The organism is Rhodococcus oryzae (genome assembly GCF_005049235.1).
GTDB lineage: Bacteria > Actinomycetota > Actinomycetes > Mycobacteriales > Mycobacteriaceae > Rhodococcus_G > Rhodococcus_G oryzae.
On sequence record NZ_SUMD01000003.1, the window covers coordinates 536299 to 556565 of the forward strand.

Sequence of the window (20267 nt, forward strand, 5' to 3'; positions counted from 1 at the left end):
GTGAGTTCAGCGTGCTGAACCTGTCCATGCTCCTGGAAGACTCCGCCCGCAGGTACCCCGACCGCGCGGCCCTGGTCCTCGACGGGGAGCGACTGACCTACGCGGAGCTCGACGCCCGTGCGAACCAGGTGGCGAATCTGTTGTCCTCGCGGGGCATCGAGCCGGGGGACCGGGTGGCGCTCTCCTGCCCCAACCTGCCGCAGTTCCCGATCGTCTACTACGGGATCCTCAAGGCCGGTGCGGTGGTGGTCCCGCTCAACGTGATGCTCAAGGGCCGCGAGATCGCCTACCACCTGGCCGATTCGGGCGCGAAGGCGTACTTCTGCTTCGAGGGCACCGCGGACCTGCCGATGGGCGAGTTCGGCCGCGCCGGGTTCGACGCGACTGACGGGTGCAGGCAGATGTACCTGATCACCGCCGACCCAGGAGCGGTGGCACCGGTCGACGGCGTCACCACCCTTGCCGCCGCGCTGGAGGACATGTCGCCGGAGGCGGAGTCGGTGGTCCGTGAGGCGGGCGATGCCGCGGTGATCCTGTACACCAGCGGCACCACCGGCAAGCCCAAGGGCGCCGAACTCACCCACTCCAACATGGTGATGAACGCGGCGACGGCGAACCGGCTGTTCGACAGCAACCCGGTCCGGCACGACAACTACCTGGTCACCCTCCCGCTGTTCCACTCCTTCGGGCAGACCGTCACCATGAACGCGGGCCTGTCGGTCGGTGCCACCCTGGTACTGCTGCCCCGATTCGAAGCCGCCGCGGCCCTGCGCCTGATGGTCGACGAGGCCATCACCGTGTTCGCCGGGGTTCCGACCATGTACTGGGCCCTGCTCGGCGCGCTCGACACGGCGAACAAGGCCGGCACCGCCTGCGCCGTGGACGTCGACCGGATCGCCGGCACCATCCGCCGGGCCATCTCGGGCGGTGCGGCGCTGCCGGTGGAGATCCTGACCCGGTTCGCCGAGCGGTTCGGCGTGCAGATCCTCGAGGGGTACGGGCTGTCCGAGTCGTCCCCGCTCGCCCTCTTCAGCGACCCCGAGCGGGACCCGCGTCCCGGATCGATCGGCGTGCCGGTCTGGGGCGTCGAGGCGCGGTTGATCGACGACAACTGGAACACCGTGTCGGGCGCCGACGAGATCGGGGAGATCGCGCTGCGGGGGCACAACATCATGGCGGGCTATCTCGAGCGCCCCGAGGCCACCGCCGAGGCGATGCACAACGGTTGGTTCCGGACGGGCGACCTCGCCCGCCGCGACGCCGACGGCTTCTACTACATCGTCGACCGCGCCAAGGACCTCATCGTGCGGGGCGGGTTCAACGTCTACCCGCGCGAGATCGAGGAGGTCCTGCTGACCCACGAGGCCGTCTCCCTCGTCGCCGTCATCGGCGTGCCGCACGAGAGTCACGGCGAGGAGATCAAGGCGTTCGTCATCCTCGAGCCGAACGCGCAGATCACCGAGGGTGAACTGATCACCTGGTGCAAGGAACAGATGGCGAGCTACAAGTACCCGCGCTCGATCGAGTTCGCCGCCGTCCTGCCCATGACCGCCACCGGCAAGATCCTCAAGCGCGAGCTCGCGGGGATGTCCGAACCCGCGCGCTGACCCCGGCACGTCCACCGGCACCGCCCACATGGCGGTGCCGGGCGCTTCCTATGGTGTGAGGCGTGAATGAGACAATCGAGTTCCGCGGGGGAGCGGGGGCCATCGCCGCCGACCGCTGGAAATCGGACGACGGTCTGGCCGGCCGCGGTGCGGTCCTGATGCTGCACGGCGGCGGCCAGACCCGTCACTCCTGGAACCGGGCAGCGGCGACCCTGTCGCGCGACGGCTGGACCGTCTACACCCTCGACGCGCGCGGCCACGGCGACAGCGACTGGGCGCCGGACGGCGACTACCGGGTCGACGGCCTCGTCGACGACCTGCGCGGCGTCATCGACCAGCTCGGCGAGATGCCGGTGCTCTTCGGGGCCTCCCTCGGCGGGATGACCGGGTTGATCGCGGAGGGTGAGAACCCCGGACTGATGCGCGGCCTGGTCCTGGTCGACATCACCCCCAAGGTGGAACCCGAGGGCGTCAGGCGGATCGCCGACTTCATGCGGGGCAATCCCGACGGATTCGCCAGCCTCGACGAGGTCGCCGACGCGGTGGCCGCCTACCAGCCGCACCGGACCAGGCCGTCGAACATCGAAGGGCTGCGCCGGAACGTCCGGGAACGGTCGAACGGTCGCCTGTACTGGCACTGGGATCCCGCATTCGCCCGGCCGGGGGGAGTGGGCGACGTCATCACCTCCGACCATCACGGTCGGATGGTCGCGGCGGCGAGGGCCGTCGAGGTGCCCACCTTGCTGGTGCACGGCGGCAAGTCGGACATCGTCAGCACCGACGGGGTCGAGGAGCTGCTCGGGTTGATCCCGCACGCCTCCGCTGTCAACGTCTCGGCCGCGGGTCACATGGTTGCCGGGGACGACAATGCCGTGTTCACCATGGAGGTCGGCGGCTTTCTCGACGGACTGGCTTAGAACTCGACGGCCCGGCCTAGCTGTTGACGCCGGTGACGGTCATCCAAAAGGATGTAGCTCGCCCCTGACCCTCGGGGCGGTGACGACGCCCGGTTCCGGGCACCAAAAGGAGATACGCAATGGCCTTTGCAGGCAATGTCGATGAGCTGGCTCTGTTGCAGTCGGTGCGACTGAAGGGTTCGGTGTCGGCGCCGGTGCTGGCCGTGCAGCTCGGGGTCACCGAGTCCTCGGCGCAGGCCGCGCTCGATGCGCTGGTCGCGGCGGGCCGCGCCTCCGATTCCGGTGACGCAGGCGTCTCGCTCACCGACGCGGGGGTGACCGAGCTCGAGGATCAGCTCGACGCCGAGCGCGTCTCCATCGACGAGGACCTGTTCGCGGAGGTCGTCGAGCGCTTCGAGCCGCTCGACGAGGAGTTCGCCGAGCTGACCGAGGGCGACGTCGATTCGCTCGTCGACCTGGACCGCCGCGCGTCGGACGTGTTCGACGACGTCTCCGCGTATGTGCCCCGGCTGGCCCGCTACCAGGAGCTGCTCGCGGATTCCCTCGATCGGGTGAAGTCGGGCGATTCGTTCTCGGACACCTACGCGGTGGTGTGGTCCGAGCTGCGCCGCGAGATCCTCAGCGCCTCCGCGCAGTAGCCCGAAAAGTGGCGTGGCTCACGCCACCCCCCTTTCGGGGGTAGTCGTCACGTGAGCCACGTCACTACCTTTCCTCGCAGTCAGTGACGCCCGACCGGGCATCACTCTTGGCTCGAGAAGAGGAACACATGACGACAGTGTCGCCAGTAGAAGGAACGGTGGTCGCCGCGCCCCCGCGCACCAGCGTGCGCCGGGTGGCCATCGCGAGTTGCATCGGCACCACCATCGAGTTCTACGACTTCTTCATCTACGGGACGGCCGCGGCGCTGGTGTTCCCGAAGGTGTTCTTCCCGGCATTGGGATCGACAGCCGGAACGGTCGCCTCGTTCGCGACATTTGCCGTCGCGTTCATCGCCCGGCCCGTCGGCGCGATGCTGTTCGGCCACTACGGCGACCGGATCGGCCGCAAGAAGACCCTGATCTCGACGCTGCTCCTGATGGGCATCTCGACCCTGCTCATCGGTCTGCTGCCGAGCGCCTCCACCATCGGCGTCGCGGCCCCGATCATCCTCGTGCTGCTCCGTTTCGGGCAGGGCTTCGCGGTCGGCGGCGAATGGGCAGGCGCGACGCTGTTGACCGCCGAGTACGCGCCGCCGGGCAAACGCGGCCTGTACGCGATGTTCCCGCAGCTCGGCCCCGCCATCGCCTTCATCCTCTCCAGCAGCACCTTCCTCATCACCGGTGCCGTGCTCGGCGACTCGAACGAGGCCTTCCTCACCTGGGGATGGCGCGTGCCGTTCCTGTTCTCCATCGTCCTGGTCGGCATCGGCCTGTACATGCGCCTCGCCATCGAGGAGACGCCGGTGTTCCGCGCCAACCAGGCGCAGCGGGCACTCGACGGGCCGGATGCGGCGCCGAGGACCCTGCCGTTCCTCGACGCCTGGCGCTACCAGCGCAAGGAGATCCTGCTCTCCGCAGGCGCCCTGGCCACGCTGTTCGCCTTCTTCTACCTCGGCACGGCCTTCCTCACCAGCTACGGAACCAAGACGCTCGGCTTCAGCCGTCCGTTCGTGCTGATGGTCGGCATCGCCTCCGCCGTCGTCTTCGGTATCGCGATCATCGTCTCCGCGCTCTACTCGGACCGGATCGGTCGCCGCAAGGTGATCATGGCGTCCTGCGTCGCCGCGCTGGTCTGGGCGCTTGCCCTGTTCCCCATCCTGGATACCGGATCGCCCGTCGCGTTCGTGATCGGCATGTTCGGCACGCTCGCCATCTTCGGGGTCGCCTACGGCCCCTGCGGTGCGCTGCTGCCCGAGATGTTCCAGACCCGGTACCGCTACACCGGCGCGGGCCTGGGCTACAACCTGGCGGGCGTGCTCGGTGGCGCCATTCCGCCGCTGATCGCCGCGCCGCTCGCCTCCACTTACGGCAGCTTCGCGATCGGTCTGATGCTGGCCGGACTGTCGGTGCTGAGCTTCTTCTGCACCAAGGCCCTGGTCGAGACCAAGGACCACGCGCTCTAGTCACCCGAGGGCGGGGTGTCCGGACCTTGGACAGTTACGGTCACCCCGCACCACCGACTATGTCGTAGGTCACATCCGCACGAGTAGGTTCGACCACGGGAGGGCCCGCACCGGCGGGCCCTCCCCGAGGCGCTCACCGGCGCCCAGGAGAGGAATCACATGAGCACCGCACTGCCCAGCTACGCGTCGGGAGTCTGGGATGCCCCCATGCTGGGCGACACCATCGGGGACAACTTCGATCGGACGGTCGCGGCGCACGGCGACCGTGACGCGCTCGTGGACCGGCCCTCGGGCAGGCGATGGACCTACGCCGAGCTCGCCGCCGACGTGAACGGTGTCGCGGCGGGCCTGCTGCAGCGAGGCGTCGGCATGGGCGACCGGGTGGGCATCTGGGCCCCGAACTGCCCGGAGTGGACGCTGATCCAGTTCGCCACCGCGAAGATCGGCGCGATCCTGGTGAACATCAACCCCGCCTACCGGTCGCACGAATTGCAGTACGTGCTCGAGCAGGCGGGCATCAAGATGTTGGTGGCCGCGCCGAGCTTCAAGACCTCCGACTACGCCGGGATGATCGAGACGGTCCGGCCGCAGTGCGCCGACCTGGGATCGGTGATCCTGCTCGGCAGCACGGATTGGCAGGCGCTGGTCACGGACGGGACCGCAGCCCAGTCCGCCGACCCGTCGAGGCTGGCGACGGCGCAGTCCAAGCTATCCGCGGACGACCCGATCAACATCCAATACACCTCGGGCACAACGGGCTTCCCGAAGGGTGCGACGCTCAGTCACCACAACATCCTCAACAACGGATTCTTCGTCGGCGAGCTGTGTCACTACACCGAGGCGGACAGGGTGTGCATCCCGGTGCCGTTCTACCACTGCTTCGGCATGGTGATGGGCAACCTCGCATGCACCACCCACGGTGCGACCATGGTGATCCCCGGCCCCGCGTTCGATCCGAAGGCCACCCTCGAGGCCGTGCAGGCCGAGCGGTGCACCTCCCTGTACGGGGTGCCGACGATGTTCATCGCCGAGCTCGCCGACCCGGACTTCGCGAGCTACGACCTGTCCAGCCTGCGCACCGGGATCATGGCCGGTTCGCCGTGCCCGGTCGAGGTGATGAAGCAGGTGATCGAGCAGATGGGGATGGCGGAGGTGTCCATCTGTTACGGCATGACCGAGACCTCGCCGGTCTCGCTGCAGACCCGCTCCGATGACACGATCGAGCAGCGGGTGTCCACCGTCGGCCGGGTGGGCCCGCACCTGGAGGTGAAGATCGTCGACCCGTCGACGGGGCTGACGCTGCCCCGGGGGGAGGCGGGCGAGCTGTGCACGCGCGGGTACTCGGTGATGCTGGGGTACTGGGAGAACCCGGAGAAGACGTCCGAGGCCATCGACACCGCACGGTGGATGCACACCGGCGACATCGGGGTGATGGACGCCGACGGCTACGTCGCCATCACCGGCCGGATCAAGGACATGGTGATCCGCGGCGGCGAGAACATCTATCCCCGCGAGATCGAGGAATTCCTCTACTCGCATCCGGACATTCTCGACGCCCAGGTGATCGGCGTGCCGGACGCGAAGTACGGCGAGGAATTGATGGTGTGGATCCGGATGCGGGAGGGCGCGCCGGAGCTGGACGCGGACTCGGTGCGGGCCTTCTGCACGGGGAAGCTGGCGCACTACAAGATCCCGAAGTACGTCCACGTCGTGGACGAGTTCCCGATGACGGTGACCGGCAAGATCCGCAAGATCGACATGCGCGAGCAGTCCGTCGAGTTGATCGGGCGGGGCTAGGCGGGCCGGCCGATGAACCCCGGCGAGACGAGCGGGCGGGAACCGGTCCGGCCCGAGATAGCGCTGTCCTGGAAGCGATCCGCGTTGAGTGGCGTCGGCCCGGGGGACGGGTTCGAGGCCGACCCGGCGACCGACCTGGACCTCTCCAGCCGGCTGCTGCGGGCCGCGCGCCCGATCCTCGACGAGGTCGCGATCCAGATCGCGGGCACCGGGCTGTGTCTCCTGCTCGCCGACCGGGACTGCCGGATCGTGGCGCGGGTGTTCGACAACCATCAGGTCGAGCGGAAGATGGAGAAGCTCGGCGCGGTGATCGGCTCGCGGTTCGGTGAGGACACCGCGGGCACCAACGCGATCGGTACCCCGGTCGAGGTGCGGCGCGGGATCGTCATCAACGGCGAGGAGCACTACCTGGAGCGGCTGAAGGGGCTGAGCTGCTACGGGCATCCGATCCTGCATCCGGTGACGCACCGGGTCGAGGGGATCCTGGACATGACCTGCATTGCCCCGCGGGCGAACTCGCTGTTCGCGCCCTTTCTGCAGCGCGCCGCGGCGGATATCGAGCGGCGTCTGCTCGAGGGTTCGCGGGCGTCGGAGCAGCGGTTGGTGGACGCGTTCCAGCGGGTCTCGCCGCAACGCCATGTCGCCGTCGCCGCGATCGGCGAGGACATCCTGCTGAGCAACCGGACCGCGCTCGATCTCCTCGACGTGGCCGATCACGCCGCGCTGCGCGGGCTCGCGGCCGACCTGCTGCCGGACCAGTCGCGCACGGTGAACCTCGAACTGGCCTCCGGCCAGCTGGCGAAGGTGCAGGCCGACCGGATCGCCGGAACGAACGGGGGCACACTGTTTCTGGTCGAGCAGGTGCACCGACCGCACGTGCCGATCCGTCGGCGTGCCGACCGTGCGGGTGTCGTGGACCGGGCGCGCTCGGAGTTGCGACGGGTGCGCGCGACCACCGAGTCCGTCGCGATCGTCGGCGAATCCGGTTCGGGCCGCACCACGGCCGTGCGCGATCTCGCAGGCGCCGACGCGGTGCACTGGGCGGATGCCTCGCGGATACCGATAGTCGGGCAGGGCCGATGGTTGTCGGCACTGCTGGAGCAGGCATCGGCGTCGGGCGGTGTGCTGGCCGTCGAACACGCGCACCTGTTGCCCGCGTCGATACTTCCCGTTGTCACGGACCTCCTGGTCGCCGAGGGTGGACCTCGGATGGTGCTGACGAGCAGCCCGATCGAGGAACTTCCCCCGGCGGCGGCGGCGATGATCGCGCGGTGCCCCGAACGCATCGCGGTGCCTCCGCTCCGTCAGCGGCTCGGCGAACTGCCGGAGATCGCCCAGGCGATGCTCGACGAGATCGAGCCCGGGCTGAGCCTGACCTCGACCGCGCTCGAGGCGCTGGTGGCGGGTGAGTGGCCGGGCAACCTGACCGAGTTGCGGGTGGTGCTGACCAGGACGGCGCGCGACCGCACGAGCACCAGGATCGGGCTCGCGGATCTGCCCGATGCGTACCGGACCAGCTCGCGCGTCTCCCGCCTCGCGGGCCGCGAGCGTGCGGAACGCCAGGCGATCATCGATGCCATGCAGGAATGCGGCGGAAACAAGGTTCATGCCGCCGCGAAGCTCGGAATCAGCCGCAGCACACTGTATTCGAGAATCCGTGCGCTCGACGTGACGCCCTAGGGCTGTCCGGAAGTCGCACAGTTATCCGCATCGGAACCGGCGAAGTATGGCGTGCATCACACACCTACTTTCTCGCAGGAGGAACCGATGACGGCGATCGCCGATTTCCCGCTCAAGTCCGAGGTGCAGGGGTTCTTGACCGGCGGCCCGAAGAAGCTGCTGATCGGCGGCGAATGGACCCCGGCCGCCTCGGGTCGCACCTTCCCGACCTACGACCCCGCGACAGGGAACGCGCTGACCGAGGTCGCGCACGGTCAGGCCGAGGACGTCGACCGGGCGGTTCGCGCCGCGCGGATGGCGTTCGACGACGGCCCGTGGCCGGGCATGAAGCCGAACGAGCGCGAGCGACTGCTCTGGCGCGTCGGTGACATCCTCAGCGAGCGGGCCGAGGAGTTCGGTCAGCTCGAGGCGCTCGACAACGGGAAGTCGGCGGGTATCGCGTCCGCGGTCGACGTCGCCTGGGCCGCGGACGTGTTCCGCTACTACGCCGGCTGGGCAACCAAGATCGAGGGCAGCACGGTCAACGTATCGATGCCCTTTGCGCCTGGCGCCCAGTTCCACGCCTACACGCTGCGCGAGCCGGTGGGCGTGTGCGGGCTGATCGTGCCGTGGAACTTCCCGCTGCTGATGGCCTCGTGGAAGCTGGCGCCCGCACTCGCGGCAGGCAACACCGTCATCCTCAAGCCCGCCGAGCAGACGCCGCTGACGGCGCTGTTGCTCGGTGAGGTGTTCCAGGAGGCCGGGTTCCCGCCCGGCGTCGTGAACATCATCAGTGGATTCGGCGACGCGGGCGCCGCGCTGTCCGCGCACGACGACGTCGACAAGATCGCGTTCACCGGCTCCACCGAGGTCGGGAAGAAGATCGTCGAGGCCGCCAAGGGCAACCTGAAGAAGGTCTCGCTCGAGCTCGGCGGCAAGAGCCCCAATATCGTCTTCGCGGACGCCGATTTCGATGCCGCCGTGGAGGGTTCGCTCAACGCCTGGCTGTTCAACCACGGTCAGTGCTGCGTTGCCGGGACGCGGCTGTTCGTCGAGGACAAGATCTTCGACGAGTTCACCCAGGCGGTCGCGGACGCGGCGAGCCAGGTGAAGATCGGACCGGGTCTCGACCCGGCAACCCAGCTGGGCCCGCTCGTCTCGCAGGAGCAGTTCGACAAGGTGACCGGCTACCTGCGCGAGGGGCTCGCGGACGGCGCCCGGGCGCTGACCGGCGGAAAGCGGTGGGGCGAGACCGGCTACTTCGTCGAGCCGACCGTCTTCGTGGACGTCAAGCCGGAGTTCAGCATCGTCCGCGAGGAGATCTTCGGACCCGTGGTCGCGGCGTTGCCGTTCAACGCAGAGGCAGGCGTTGCCGCTGCCGCGAACGACTCGATCTACGGCCTGGCCGCGGGAATCTGGACCCGCGACATCTCCAAGGCGCACCGCACCGCCCGGCAGATCAAGGCCGGCTCCGTGTGGATCAACCAGTACAACGGCTTCGACACCGCGATGCCCTTCGGCGGATACAAGCAGTCCGGCTGGGGCCGCGAGCTGGGGGCGGCCGGACTCGACGCCTACACGATCACCAAGTCCGTCAACATCGCGCTCTGACAACAACTTACGAGGAGAAACCATGAAGACGACCGCAGCCGTGCTCCTGGAGCCAGGAAAGCCGTTCGAGTTGATGGAGCTCGATCTGGACGGACCCGGCCCCGGCGAGGTGTTGATCAAGTACACCGCCGCGGGCCTGTGCCACTCGGACCTGCACCTGACGGACGGTGACCTGCCGCCGCGCTATCCGATCGTCGGTGGGCACGAGGGATCGGGGATCATCGAGGAGGTCGGGCCGGGCGTCACGAAGGTCAAGCCCGGCGACCACGTGGTGTGCAGCTTCATCCCGAACTGTGGCACCTGCCGCTACTGCTCGACGGGTAGGCAGAACCTCTGCGACATGGGTGCCACCATCCTGGAGGGTTCGATGCCGGACGGCACCTTCCGGTTCCATTCCAAGGGAACAGATTTCGGTGCCATGTGCATGCTCGGCACGTTCGCCGAGCGGGCCACCATCTCGCAGCACTCGGTGGTCAGGGTGGACGAATGGCTGCCGTTGGAGACCGCGGTGCTGGTCGGCTGCGGGGTCCCCTCGGGGTGGGGAACCGCGGTCAATGCGGGCAACCTGCATGCGGGTGACACCGCCGTCATCTACGGCATCGGCGGCCTGGGCATCAACGCCGTGCAGGGCGCGGTCAGCGCGGGCTGCAAGTACGTGGTCGTCGTGGATCCGGTGGCCCTCAAGCGCGAGACCGCGCTGAAGTTCGGCGCCACCCATGCCTTCGCCGACGCGGCGAGCGCCGCCGAGAAGGTGAACGAGCTGACCTGGGGCCAGGGCGCCGATGCCGCCCTGATCCTGGTCGGCACCGTGGACGAGGAGGTCGTGTCCGCGGCGACCGCGGTGATCGGCAAGGGCGGCACCGTCGTCATCACCGGGCTGGCCGATCCGGCGAAGCTCACCGTGCAGGTGTCCGGCTGCGATCTGACGCTGAACCAGAAGACCATCAAGGGCTCGCTGTTCGGGTCGATGAACCCGCAGTACGACATCGTCAAGCTGCTGCGGCTCTACGATGCGGGCCAGCTCAAGCTCGACGAACTGGTCACCACGCAATACCGCCTCGAGGACGTCAACAAGGGTTACGAGGACCTGCGCAACGGCAAGAACATCCGCGGGGTGATCGTGCACGCGTGACCGGTGGACGCCGGTTCCCCTCGACCGGCCGTGTCTCCGATTTGCCCCGCTCTCCGGACCACAGGAGAGCGGGGCACCGCCGGACTGGGGCCGTAAGGGTTCCTCCCGCGACGTCACCGTGTCACTATCAAGATCGACAACCCAGCACGCGCTCGCGCGACTGAGGTGGCACGAGAGGAGCCCATAATGATCGGCGACATCATCGGCACCATCATCTTCGGCGCGGTCATCGGCGTGCTTGCACGCCTGGTGATCCCCGGCAAGCAGGCAATGGGATGGGTCATCACCGTCCTGCTCGGCATCGCCGGTGCACTCATCGGGTACTGGATCTGGGACATGATCAGCGACACCGGCGACACGTCGGGCATCGATTGGTGGCGCTGGATCATCAGTATTGCGGCAGCGGCCGTCCTGGCCCTCGGTTACACCGCGTTGACGAGGAAGCAGTAGCCGAGACCGGCGTGCCTCCGTGGCGTCGGCGGCCGGTCCGATCCGGGTAGAGACCCGGTGGTAGTCGATGTCGGTCGCCGGACGTTTGTCTTCGCGGTGCTGCTCGCGGCCCTTGCCGGGTACGTCGATGCCATGGGGTACATCACCCTTGGCGGGTTCTTCGTCTCGTTCATGAGCGGGAACTCCACCCGCATGGCGGTCGGCGCGGTCGACGGCCACTGGCACGTCGCGGCGGTCGGCGCCGCGGTCATCGGGCTGTTCGTGCTCGGTGTGGTGCTGGGTTCGGTGTTGGGACGGATTGTCCACGCGCGCCGCAGATCGGTCGTGATGTGCCTCGTCGCGGGCCTGCTGGTCGCGGCGGTGACGGCCTCGGCCATCGGCCCGCGGCAGGTCGTGATCGCCGCGCTGGCGCTGGCGATGGGGGCCGAGAACACGGTGTTCGAGCGGACCGGCGAGTCGTCGATCAGCCTCACCTACATGACCGGCACGCTGGTCAAGCTGGGGCAACGCATCGCCGCGGCGCTGACCGGCGGGCCGCGGTGGGAGTGGGTGCGGTTCGCCGGGCTGTGGCTCGGCCTGGTGCTCGGGGTGGCCGCGGGCGCGGCGGTGCACCGCGGGGTAGGGCTGGCAGGCCTGTGGGCCGCGGTCGCGTTGGCGCTGCTGCTCGCTGTGCTGTTCGCGCGGGATCGGCTCAGCGCGGCGCGTGACATCCCATCGATCGGGCCGTAGGCCGTCTCCGGCCGCGCACAGCTCTTGTCGAGAACGCACAGGGTCTGGCGACCCAAAGGGGGTGCGACCTTGTGAAGGGGTGTGCGTCCTTGCGGCGAGGGCGTCGAGGGCGGGTGCGGGCCTAGACCCCAGGCGCGAGCGCCGCCGCTGTCATCGCGCGCAGCACCGCCCGGGTGTGGGCGGGCGCGGACGGGTTCACGCTGTGCGGGGTGGAGTTGATCAGACCGAATGTCGCGTGCGCCTTGATCCGGGCATCCGACTCCGCCAGCTCCGGGTCCACCTTCCGGAGGACCTCGACCCACACCTCGACGTAGCGGCGCTGGAACTGCCGAACCTGCCTGCGCTCGGCCGCGGGCAGCGACTCCAGGTCGCGGTCCTGCACGCGAATGAGGTCGGGCTCGCCGAGCGCGAAGTCGAGGTGGAACTCGATCAGTCCGGCGAGTGCCTCGTCCGGGGTCGAGGCCGCGTCGTCGACGGCGGTACCGCCCTCGAGCAGGCGACGGCTGATGTCGACCAGCAGCTCCACCAGCAGCGCCTCCTTGTTGGGGAAGTGCCGGTAGACGGCGGGGCCGCTGATCCCGACCGCGGATCCGAGGTCCTCGAGGCGAACCCCTGCGAAGCCTCGCTCGGCGATCAGGCGGGCGGCGGCCTGCAGGAGCTGCCGACGGCGATCTGCTTTCGCGCGGCCGCGCTTGGTCAGCGCCGAATCGTCGATTGTCACGCCGGCACCTCCCTTCAACCTGTGGGTCTGGACAACTCAGTTAATCATAGTTATCTTAGATTCGGTTATTGGCAATTAACTGACCGCGAACCGATCTGAGCAGACAGGGCGACGACATGACCATCGACGGGGAGCGCAACCGGGGCGAGCACGTACGCCTGGTGACCGAGCTGCGCGAGCGGCTCGCGACCGCTGCGCTCGGCGGCAGTGAGCAATCGCGACAACGCCACGTGAGCAGGGGAAAGCTGTTGCCGCGCGAGCGGGTGGACACCCTGCTGGACCCGGGCAGCCCGTTTCTCGAGTTCTCGCCGCTGGCCGCGAACGGCATGTACGACGACGAGTGCCCCGGCGCAGGCGTGATCGCAGGCATCGGCCGGGTCTCCGGCCGCGAATGCGTCATCGTCGCGAACGACGCCACCGTCAAGGGCGGCACCTACTACCCGATGAGCGTGAAGAAGCACCTGCGCGCGCAGGAGATCGCGCTGCAGAACAATCTGCCGTGCCTCTACCTGGTCGACTCCGGCGGTGCCTTCCTGCCCCGTCAGGACGACGTCTTCCCCGATCGCGAGCACTTCGGGCGCATCTTCTTCAACCAGGCCAACCTGAGCGCCAAGGGCATCCCGCAGATCGCGGCGGTGATGGGCTCCTGCACCGCGGGCGGCGCCTATGTTCCCGCGATGAGCGACGAGGCCGTCATCGTGCGCAACCAGGGCACCATTTTCCTCGGCGGCCCGCCGCTGGTGAAGGCCGCGACCGGTGAGGTCGTCACGGCCGAGGACCTGGGCGGCGGTGACCTGCACTCGAAGGTCTCCGGCGTCACCGACCACCTCGCCGAGGACGATCAGGATGCGCTGCGCATCGTGCGCCGGATCGTCGCCACCTTCGGCCCGCGCACGGACCGGCCGTGGGACGTGATCCCGACGGTCGAGCCGACCGCACTGCAGGAGGAGCTCTACGACGTCGTCCCGACGGACCCGCGCACCCCGTACGACGTGCACGAGGTGATCACCCGGATCGTGGACGGTGGCGAGTTCCAGGAGTTCAAGGCCGAGTACGGCAAGACCCTGGTCACCGGCTTCGCCCACATCCACGGGCACCCGGTCGGCATCGTCGCCAACAACGGCGTGCTCTTCGCCGAGTCCGCGATGAAGGGCGCCCACTTCATCGAGCTGTGCGACAAGCGCAGCGTGCCGCTGCTGTTCCTGCAGAACATCGCCGGGTTCATGGTCGGCCGCGACTACGAGGCGGGCGGCATCGCCAAGCACGGCGCCAAGATGGTGACCGCGGTTGCGTGCGCGCGCGTCCCCAAGCTCACGGTGGTGATCGGTGGCTCCTACGGCGCAGGCAACTACTCGATGTGTGGCCGCGCCTACTCGCCCCGGTTCCTCTGGATGTGGCCGAACGCGCGGATCTCGGTGATGGGCGGCGAGCAGGCGGCCTCGGTGCTGGCCACCGTCCGCAGCGATCAGCTCGACGCCTCGGGCAAGCCCTGGTCGGCGGAGGATGAGGAGTCCTTCAAGGCGCCGATCCGCGCGCAGTACGAGGCGCAGGGCAACCCCTACTATTCGACCGCCCGACTGTGGGACGATGGAATCATCGACCCCGCGGACACCAGAACTGTTCTAGGACTGGCACTTTCGTCGTGCGCTCAGGCGCCGCTCGAGCCGGTCTCCTACGGCGTCTTCAGGATGTGAGTGAGATGACTGAATTTTCCACCGTTCTCGTCGCCAACCGCGGCGAGATCGCGGTCCGCGTCATCCGCACCCTGCGTGCCATGGGCATCCGCTCGGTGGCCGTGTACAGCGAGGCGGACGCAGGCGCGCGACACGTCCGCGAGGCCGACACCGCGGTCCTGCTCGGCCCCGCGGCGGCGAGGGAGAGCTACCTCGACATCGCGAAGGTGGTCGACGCGGCGAAGCGGACGGGCGCCCAGGCGGTGCACCCCGGCTACGGATTCCTCTCCGAGAACGCGGCCTTCGCGGCCGCCCTCGAGGACGCAGGCATCGCCTTCCTCGGGCCGTCCGTCCGGGCCATCGAGGTGATGGGCGACAAGATCACCGCCAAGAACGCGGTGGCCGAGTTCGACGTCCCGGTGGTGCCCGGCATCGCCCGGCCCGGACTGACCGACGCCGAGCTGATCGCCGCGGCCGAGGACATCGGCTACCCGGTGCTCGTGAAGCCGTCCGCCGGCGGCGGCGGCAAGGGCATGCGCCTGGTCGAGGAGCCGGACAAGCTCGCCGACGCGCTGGCAAGCGCGCGCCGCGAGGCCGCATCCGCCTTCGGCGACGACACCCTGTTCCTGGAGCGGTTCGTACTGCGCCCCCGGCACATCGAGGTGCAGATCCTCGCCGACACCCACGGCAACGTAGTGCACCTCGGCGAGCGCGAGTGCAGCCTGCAGCGTCGTCACCAGAAGGTCATCGAGGAGGCGCCCTCGCCGCTGCTCGACGAGGCCACCCGCGCCCGGATCGGCGAGGCGGCCTGCAACACCGCGCGGAGCGTCGACTACACCGGCGCAGGCACCGTGGAGTTCATCGTCTCCGCGGACCGCCCCGACGAGTTCTTCTTCATGGAGATGAACACCCGCCTGCAGGTGGAGCATCCGGTCACCGAGATGGTCACCGGGCTCGACCTGGTCGAGTGGCAGGTCCGGGTGGCCGCAGGCGAGAAGCTCGGCATCTCCCAGGACGAGATCACCATGACCGGCCACGCCATCGAGGCCCGCGTCTACGCCGAGGACCCCGCCCGCGGCTTCCTGCCAACGGGCGGACTTGTCCTCGACGTCGTGGAGCCGTCCGGTCCCGGTATCCGGGTCGATTCGGGCCTGCGGGCGGGCACCGAGGTCGGCAGCGACTACGACCCGATGCTCTCGAAGGTCATCGCGCACGCCGCCGACCGCGCCGGGGCGCTGCGCAAGCTCGACCGGGCGCTCGCCGACACCGCGGTGCTCGGCGTGGTCACCAACATCGACTTCGCGCGGTTCCTGCTCGCGGACCCCGACGTCGTCGCGGGCCGCCTCGACACCGGCCTGCTCGACCGCAGGCTCGAGGACTACGTCGCGGCCGACGCCTCGGACGCGCAGTTCATCGCGGCAGGCGCGTACCGGTGGCTGACTCGCTGGCCGCAGGGCGCCGAGGCCGACCTGTGGGAGCGGCCGACCGGCTGGCGCGTCGGTACCCCGGCACCGACCAGCATCCGCCTCGCCTCGCCCGCCCGCACCGACCACGTGCGGATCGTCGGTACGCCAGGCGACGCGCTGGTGTCGATGGAGGACGGTGAAACACGAAGGCTGACAGCATCATTGGACGGTTCCACGTTGTCCGTGGCGGTGGACGGACTGCGGGCGAGCTACCTGGTGGCCGCCCACGACGGTCACATCTGGCTCTCGGGCACCGACGGGACCGCGGTCCTGCGCGAGGTTCGGGAGGTCAGCGTCCGAACGGGTGACGCGCACGCGGGGGAGGCCGAGATCACCAGCCCGATGCCGGGCGCTGTCATCGCGGTCGGTGTGGAGCACGGCGCGACCGTCACAGCGGGCACCGCGGTGGTCGTGGTCGAGGCGATGAAGATGGAGCACTCGCTGACCTCTCCCATCGACGGCACCGTCGAGCTGCTCGTCGCGGCGGGCGACCAGGTGAAGGTCGACCAGATCCTCGCTCGCGTGATCCCGCACGCACCCGAGACATCAGATAACTCAGGACAACCCGAACTCGCAGAGACGACCACGAAGGGCGCCGCGTCATGACCGATTACCTCTCCTCCGGATCGCTGCCCGACGAGTACCAGCAGCTCGCGAAGGTGGTCCGCGACTTCGCACAGACCGTCGTCGCGCCGGTCGCCGCCGAGCACGACGCGAACCACACCTTCCCGTACGAGGTCGTCGCGGGAATGGCCGAGCTGGGCCTGTTCGGCCTGCCGTTCTCCGAGGAGTACGGCGGACAGGGCGGCGACTACTTCGCGCTGTGCCTCGCCCTCGAGGAGCTCGGCAAGGTCGACCAGTCCGTGGCCATCACCCTGGAAGCGGGCGTCTCGCTCGGCGCGATGCCGATCTACCGCTTCGGAAACGAGGCGCAGAAGCAGGAGTGGCTGCCGCAGCTCACGAGCGGCAAGGCGCTGGCCGCGTTCGGCCTCACCGAGCCGGGAGCGGGCAGCGACGCGGGCGGCACCAGGACCACCGCGAAGGAAGACGGCGGCGACTGGATCATCAACGGCAACAAGCAGTTCATCACCAACTCCGGCACCGACATCACCCGCCTGGTCACCGTCACCGCGGTCACCGGTGAGAAGGAGAACGGAAAGAAGGAGATCTCCACCATCCTGGTGCCGACCTCCACTCCCGGATTCACCGCGGAGCCGGCGTACAACAAGGTCGGCTGGAACGCCTCCGACACCCACCCGCTGACCTTCCAGGATGTCCGGGTGCCGCAAGAGAACCTGCTGGGCGAGCGCGGGCGTGGCTACGCGAACTTCCTGCGCATCCTCGACGAGGGCCGGATCGCGATCGCGGCGCTGAGCGTCGGTGCGGCGCAGGGCTGCGTGGACGAGTCGGTCAAGTACGCCAAGGAGCGCGAGGCGTTCGGCAAGCCGATCGGCGCCAACCAGGCCATCGCCTTCAAGATCGCGCGGATGGAGGTGCGCGCGCACGTCGCCCGCACCGCGTACTACGACGCGGCCGCACTCATGCTGGCGGGCAAGCCCTTCAAGAAGCAGGCCTCCATCGCCAAGCTGGTCGCCAGCGAGGCCGCGATGGACAACGCCCGCGACGCCACCCAGATCTTCGGCGGCTACGGCTTCATGAACGAGTACCCGGTCGCCCGGCACTACCGGGACAGCAAGATCCTCGAGATCGGTGAGGGCACCACCGAGGTGCAGCTGATGCTGATCGCACGCGAGGCCGGGCTGTGACCGGGGCGAGCGAAGCGACGGGGGATGTGACAGCACCGGACCGCAAGAGGGTCGTCCAGCGCGGACTCTGGTTCGAGGAGTTCGAGACCGACGTCGTCTACGAGCACCGCCCCGGTCGCACCGTCACCGAGGCGGACAACGTCCTGTTCACCACGCTGACGATGAACACCCAGGCGCTGCACCTGGACGCCGCGTTCAGCGAGCAGTTGCCGCCGTTCAACCAGCGGCTGGTGAACTCGATGTTCACGCTGTCCACCCTGGTCGGCCTGTCGGTTGCTCAGCTCACCCAGGGGACGATCGTCGCGAACCTCGGGTTCTCCGAGATCTCCTTCCCCAAGCCGCTCTTCCACGGCGACACCATGTACGCCGAGACGGTGATCACCGACAAGCGGGAGTCGAAGAGCAGGCCGGGCGAGGGCATCATCACCCTGGCGCACACCGCGCGGAATCAGCACGGCGATGTGGTGGCGACGGCGGTGCGCAAGACGCTGGTCAGGAAGAGGCCGTCATGACGGCGAATTCCGGTCACTCCTCGGGGTGGGCACCGCCCGGCCCGGCCTGGCTCTTCTGCCCGGCGGATCGGCCGGAGCGCTACGCGAAGGCCGCGGCCGCCGCGGACGTCGTCATCCTCGACCTCGAGGACGGGGTCGCCCCGGCGGACAAGGCGGCCGCCCGTCGCGCGCTGATCGACACCCCGCTCGACCCCGAGCGCACCGTGGTGCGGATCAACGCGGCGGGCACCGAGGACCAGGCGCTCGACCTGGAGGCGCTGCTGCAGACCCGCTATCCGCGGGTGATGCTGCCCAAGTGCGAGTCGGCGGAACAGGTGCGCTCACTCGCCCCGCGCGAGGTGATCGCCCTGATCGAGTCCCCGCTCGGCGCCCTGACGGTTGCCGAGTCCGCACAGGTCGCGAACGCGATCGGGGTGATGTGGGGCGCGGAGGACCTGGTCGCGGCGCTCGGCGGGAACGCCAGCCGCCACACCGACGGCTCCTATCGCGATGTGGCAAGGCACGTGCGCTCCGGCTCACTGCTGGCTGCCAAGGCGCACGGCCGGTTCGCGCTGGACTCGGTCTACCTCGACATCAAGGACCTGGACGGTCTGCGCACGGAGTCCCTGGACGCGGTCGCGGTCGGGTTCGACGCCAAGGTGGCCATCCATCCGAGTCAGGTCGCCGTGATCCGGGCCGCCTACGAACCCAGCGCGGAGGATCTCGCCTGGGCGCGCAGGGTGCTCGCCGCGGTGTCCGAGGAGCGCGGGGTCTTCGCCTTCGAGGGGAAGATGGTGGACGCGCCGGTGCTTCGGCACGCGGAGGCGATCGTCCGCCGGAGTGAATCGTTGTGAACAGTTCAGTCGCCGAGAAATCCGAAGGTGCTGAGAAATGTGAAGGGAACAGCAAGCTGATGTCCGAGTCCACTGTCATCGTCGCCGGAGCCCGTACCCCGATGGGTCGGCTCCTCGGTTCGCTAAAGGGCTTCTCCGGGTCCGATCTCGGTGGCATCGCCATCAAGGGCGCGCTGGAGAAGGCGGGCGTCGCGCCCGAGAGTGTCGAGTACGTGATCATGGGCCAGGTGCTGACCGCGGGCGCCGGTCAGATGCCCGCGCGCCAGGCGGCCGTGGCCGCGGGCATCCCGATGGACGTGCCCGCCCTGTCGATCAACAAGGTGTGTCTCTCTGGCGTCGACGCGATCGCGCTGGCCGACCAGCTGATCCGCGCGGGCGAGTTCGACATCGTGGTCGCCGGTGGCCAGGAGTCGATGAGCCGCGCACCGCACATGCTGGAGAAGAGCCGTGAGGGCTTCAAGTACGGCGACGTGACCATGCGTGACCACATGGCCTACGACGGCCTGCACGACATCTTCACCGACCAGGCGATGGGGCTGCTGACCGAGCAGGTCAACCAGCAGGAAGCCACCCACATCACCCGTGAGGAGCAGGACGCGTTCGCGGCGGCCTCGCACCAGAACGCCGCGCGCGCCTGGAAGAACGGCCTGTTCGACAACGAGGTCGTGCCGGTGGAGATCCCGCAGCGCAAGGGCGATCCGATCGTCTTCGCCGAGGACGAGGGCATCCGCGCCGACACGACCGTCGAGTCGCTGGGCACGCTGCGCCCGGCCTTCAGCAAGGACGGCACCATCACCGCGGGCTCGGCCTCGCCGATCTCCGACGGCGCCGCCGCCGTGGTCGTGATGAGTAAGACCAAGGCGCAGGAGCTGGGCCTGAGTTGGATCGCCGAGATCGGCGCGCACGGCGTCGTCGCAGGCCCCGACTCCACCCTGCAGTCGCAGCCCGCGCGCGCGATCGCCAAGGCCTGCGCGAAGGAGGGCATCGCCCCGACCGATCTCGACCTCGTCGAGATCAACGAGGCCTTCGCGGCCGTCGGCATCGCGTCCACGCGCGAGCTCGGCCTCGACCCGGCCAAGGTCAACGTGAACGGCGGCGCGATCGCCGTCGGACATCCGCTCGGCATGTCCGGCGCGCGGATCGCCCTGCACCTGGCGCTGGAACTGGAGCGCCGCGGCGGTGGCGTCGGCGCGGCCGCGCTGTGCGGCGGCGGCGGTCAGGGTGATGCGCTGATCATCCGGGTCCCCAAGAAGTGACAGGCCAGGACGAAGGCGACAGCCGGTTCGACGCCGG

Annotated in this window: 17 protein-coding genes; 16 read left to right on the forward strand and 1 reads right to left on the reverse strand. The window is 68.9% G+C overall.

Annotation, left to right across the window (positions count from 1 at the left end):
- Positions 1–11 precede the first annotated feature (11 nt).
- From FCG67_RS08855 to FCG67_RS08900, 10 genes are all read left to right on the forward strand, one after another.
- Positions 12–1607: a long-chain-fatty-acid--CoA ligase gene (locus FCG67_RS08855; RefSeq protein WP_136908952.1), complete on the forward strand. Its 1596-nt coding sequence runs from the start codon at positions 12–14 to the stop codon at positions 1605–1607.
- 62 nt (positions 1608–1669) lie between these two features.
- Positions 1670–2524 (forward strand): alpha/beta fold hydrolase, encoded by an 855-nt coding sequence (locus FCG67_RS08860; protein ID WP_246044945.1) that lies wholly within the window; start codon positions 1670–1672, stop codon positions 2522–2524.
- A 119-nt stretch (positions 2525–2643) separates the two neighbouring features.
- On the forward strand, positions 2644–3162 hold the full coding sequence (locus tag FCG67_RS08865) for a hypothetical protein (RefSeq protein ID WP_136908954.1): 519 nt from the start codon (positions 2644–2646) through the stop codon (positions 3160–3162).
- Between the two features lie 128 nt (positions 3163–3290).
- On the forward strand, positions 3291–4625 hold the full coding sequence (locus FCG67_RS08870) for an MFS transporter (protein WP_136908955.1): 1335 nt from the start codon (positions 3291–3293) through the stop codon (positions 4623–4625).
- 159 nt (positions 4626–4784) lie between these two features.
- Complete coding sequence (locus FCG67_RS08875; RefSeq protein ID WP_136908957.1) at positions 4785–6422, forward strand: AMP-binding protein; 1638 nt, start codon at positions 4785–4787, stop codon at positions 6420–6422.
- 12 nt (positions 6423–6434) lie between these two features.
- Positions 6435–8102 (forward strand): sigma-54-dependent Fis family transcriptional regulator, encoded by a 1668-nt coding sequence (locus tag FCG67_RS08880; RefSeq protein ID WP_136908959.1) that lies wholly within the window; start codon positions 6435–6437, stop codon positions 8100–8102.
- An 87-nt stretch (positions 8103–8189) separates the two neighbouring features.
- The gene (locus tag FCG67_RS08885) at positions 8190–9692 is read left to right on the forward strand and encodes an aldehyde dehydrogenase family protein (RefSeq protein WP_136908961.1); all 1503 of its coding nucleotides are present in this window, start codon (positions 8190–8192) and stop codon (positions 9690–9692) included.
- 22 nt (positions 9693–9714) lie between these two features.
- Positions 9715–10824 carry an NDMA-dependent alcohol dehydrogenase gene (locus tag FCG67_RS08890; RefSeq protein ID WP_136908963.1) on the forward strand — a complete coding sequence of 370 codons (1110 nt, stop codon included), beginning with the start codon at positions 9715–9717 and terminating at the stop codon, positions 10822–10824.
- 186 nt (positions 10825–11010) lie between these two features.
- Positions 11011–11274, forward strand: a complete 264-nt coding sequence (locus FCG67_RS08895; RefSeq protein ID WP_211243148.1) for a GlsB/YeaQ/YmgE family stress response membrane protein — start codon at positions 11011–11013, stop codon at positions 11272–11274.
- 57 nt (positions 11275–11331) lie between these two features.
- Complete coding sequence (locus tag FCG67_RS08900) at positions 11332–12003, forward strand: YoaK family protein (protein WP_136908965.1); 672 nt, start codon at positions 11332–11334, stop codon at positions 12001–12003.
- 121 nt (positions 12004–12124) lie between these two features.
- On the opposite strand, the gene FCG67_RS08905 is transcribed toward FCG67_RS08900, so the two are convergent.
- Positions 12125–12724: an SACE_7040 family transcriptional regulator gene (locus FCG67_RS08905; RefSeq protein ID WP_136908967.1), complete on the reverse strand. Its 600-nt coding sequence runs from the start codon at positions 12722–12724 to the stop codon at positions 12125–12127.
- 116 nt (positions 12725–12840) lie between these two features.
- Between FCG67_RS08905 and FCG67_RS08910 the strand changes: the two genes are divergently transcribed.
- Genes FCG67_RS08910 through FCG67_RS08935 form a run of 6 tightly spaced genes read left to right on the forward strand, consistent with a single transcriptional unit; the run spans position 12841 to position 20230 of the window.
- Positions 12841–14418: a carboxyl transferase domain-containing protein gene (locus tag FCG67_RS08910; protein ID WP_136908969.1), complete on the forward strand. Its 1578-nt coding sequence runs from the start codon at positions 12841–12843 to the stop codon at positions 14416–14418.
- A 5-nt stretch (positions 14419–14423) separates the two neighbouring features.
- Positions 14424–16469, forward strand: coding sequence for an acetyl/propionyl/methylcrotonyl-CoA carboxylase subunit alpha (locus tag FCG67_RS08915; protein WP_136908971.1), 2046 nt, complete (start codon positions 14424–14426; stop codon positions 16467–16469).
- Entirely contained in the window at positions 16466–17629 is a 1164-nt protein-coding gene (locus tag FCG67_RS08920; RefSeq protein ID WP_097211033.1) for an acyl-CoA dehydrogenase family protein, read from the forward strand. The genes FCG67_RS08915 and FCG67_RS08920 overlap by 4 nt, the downstream gene beginning before the upstream one ends.
- Positions 17630–17655: 26 nt before the next feature.
- On the forward strand, positions 17656–18141 hold the full coding sequence (locus tag FCG67_RS08925; protein ID WP_246044946.1) for a MaoC family dehydratase: 486 nt from the start codon (positions 17656–17658) through the stop codon (positions 18139–18141).
- On the forward strand, positions 18138–18974 hold the full coding sequence (locus tag FCG67_RS08930; RefSeq protein WP_136908975.1) for an HpcH/HpaI aldolase/citrate lyase family protein: 837 nt from the start codon (positions 18138–18140) through the stop codon (positions 18972–18974). The genes FCG67_RS08925 and FCG67_RS08930 overlap by 4 nt, the downstream gene beginning before the upstream one ends.
- 59 nt (positions 18975–19033) lie before the next feature.
- A complete protein-coding gene (locus FCG67_RS08935) occupies positions 19034–20230 on the forward strand; it encodes an acetyl-CoA C-acetyltransferase (protein ID WP_136908977.1) in 1197 nt (398 codons plus the stop codon).
- The last annotated feature ends 37 nt before the right edge of the window (positions 20231–20267 follow it).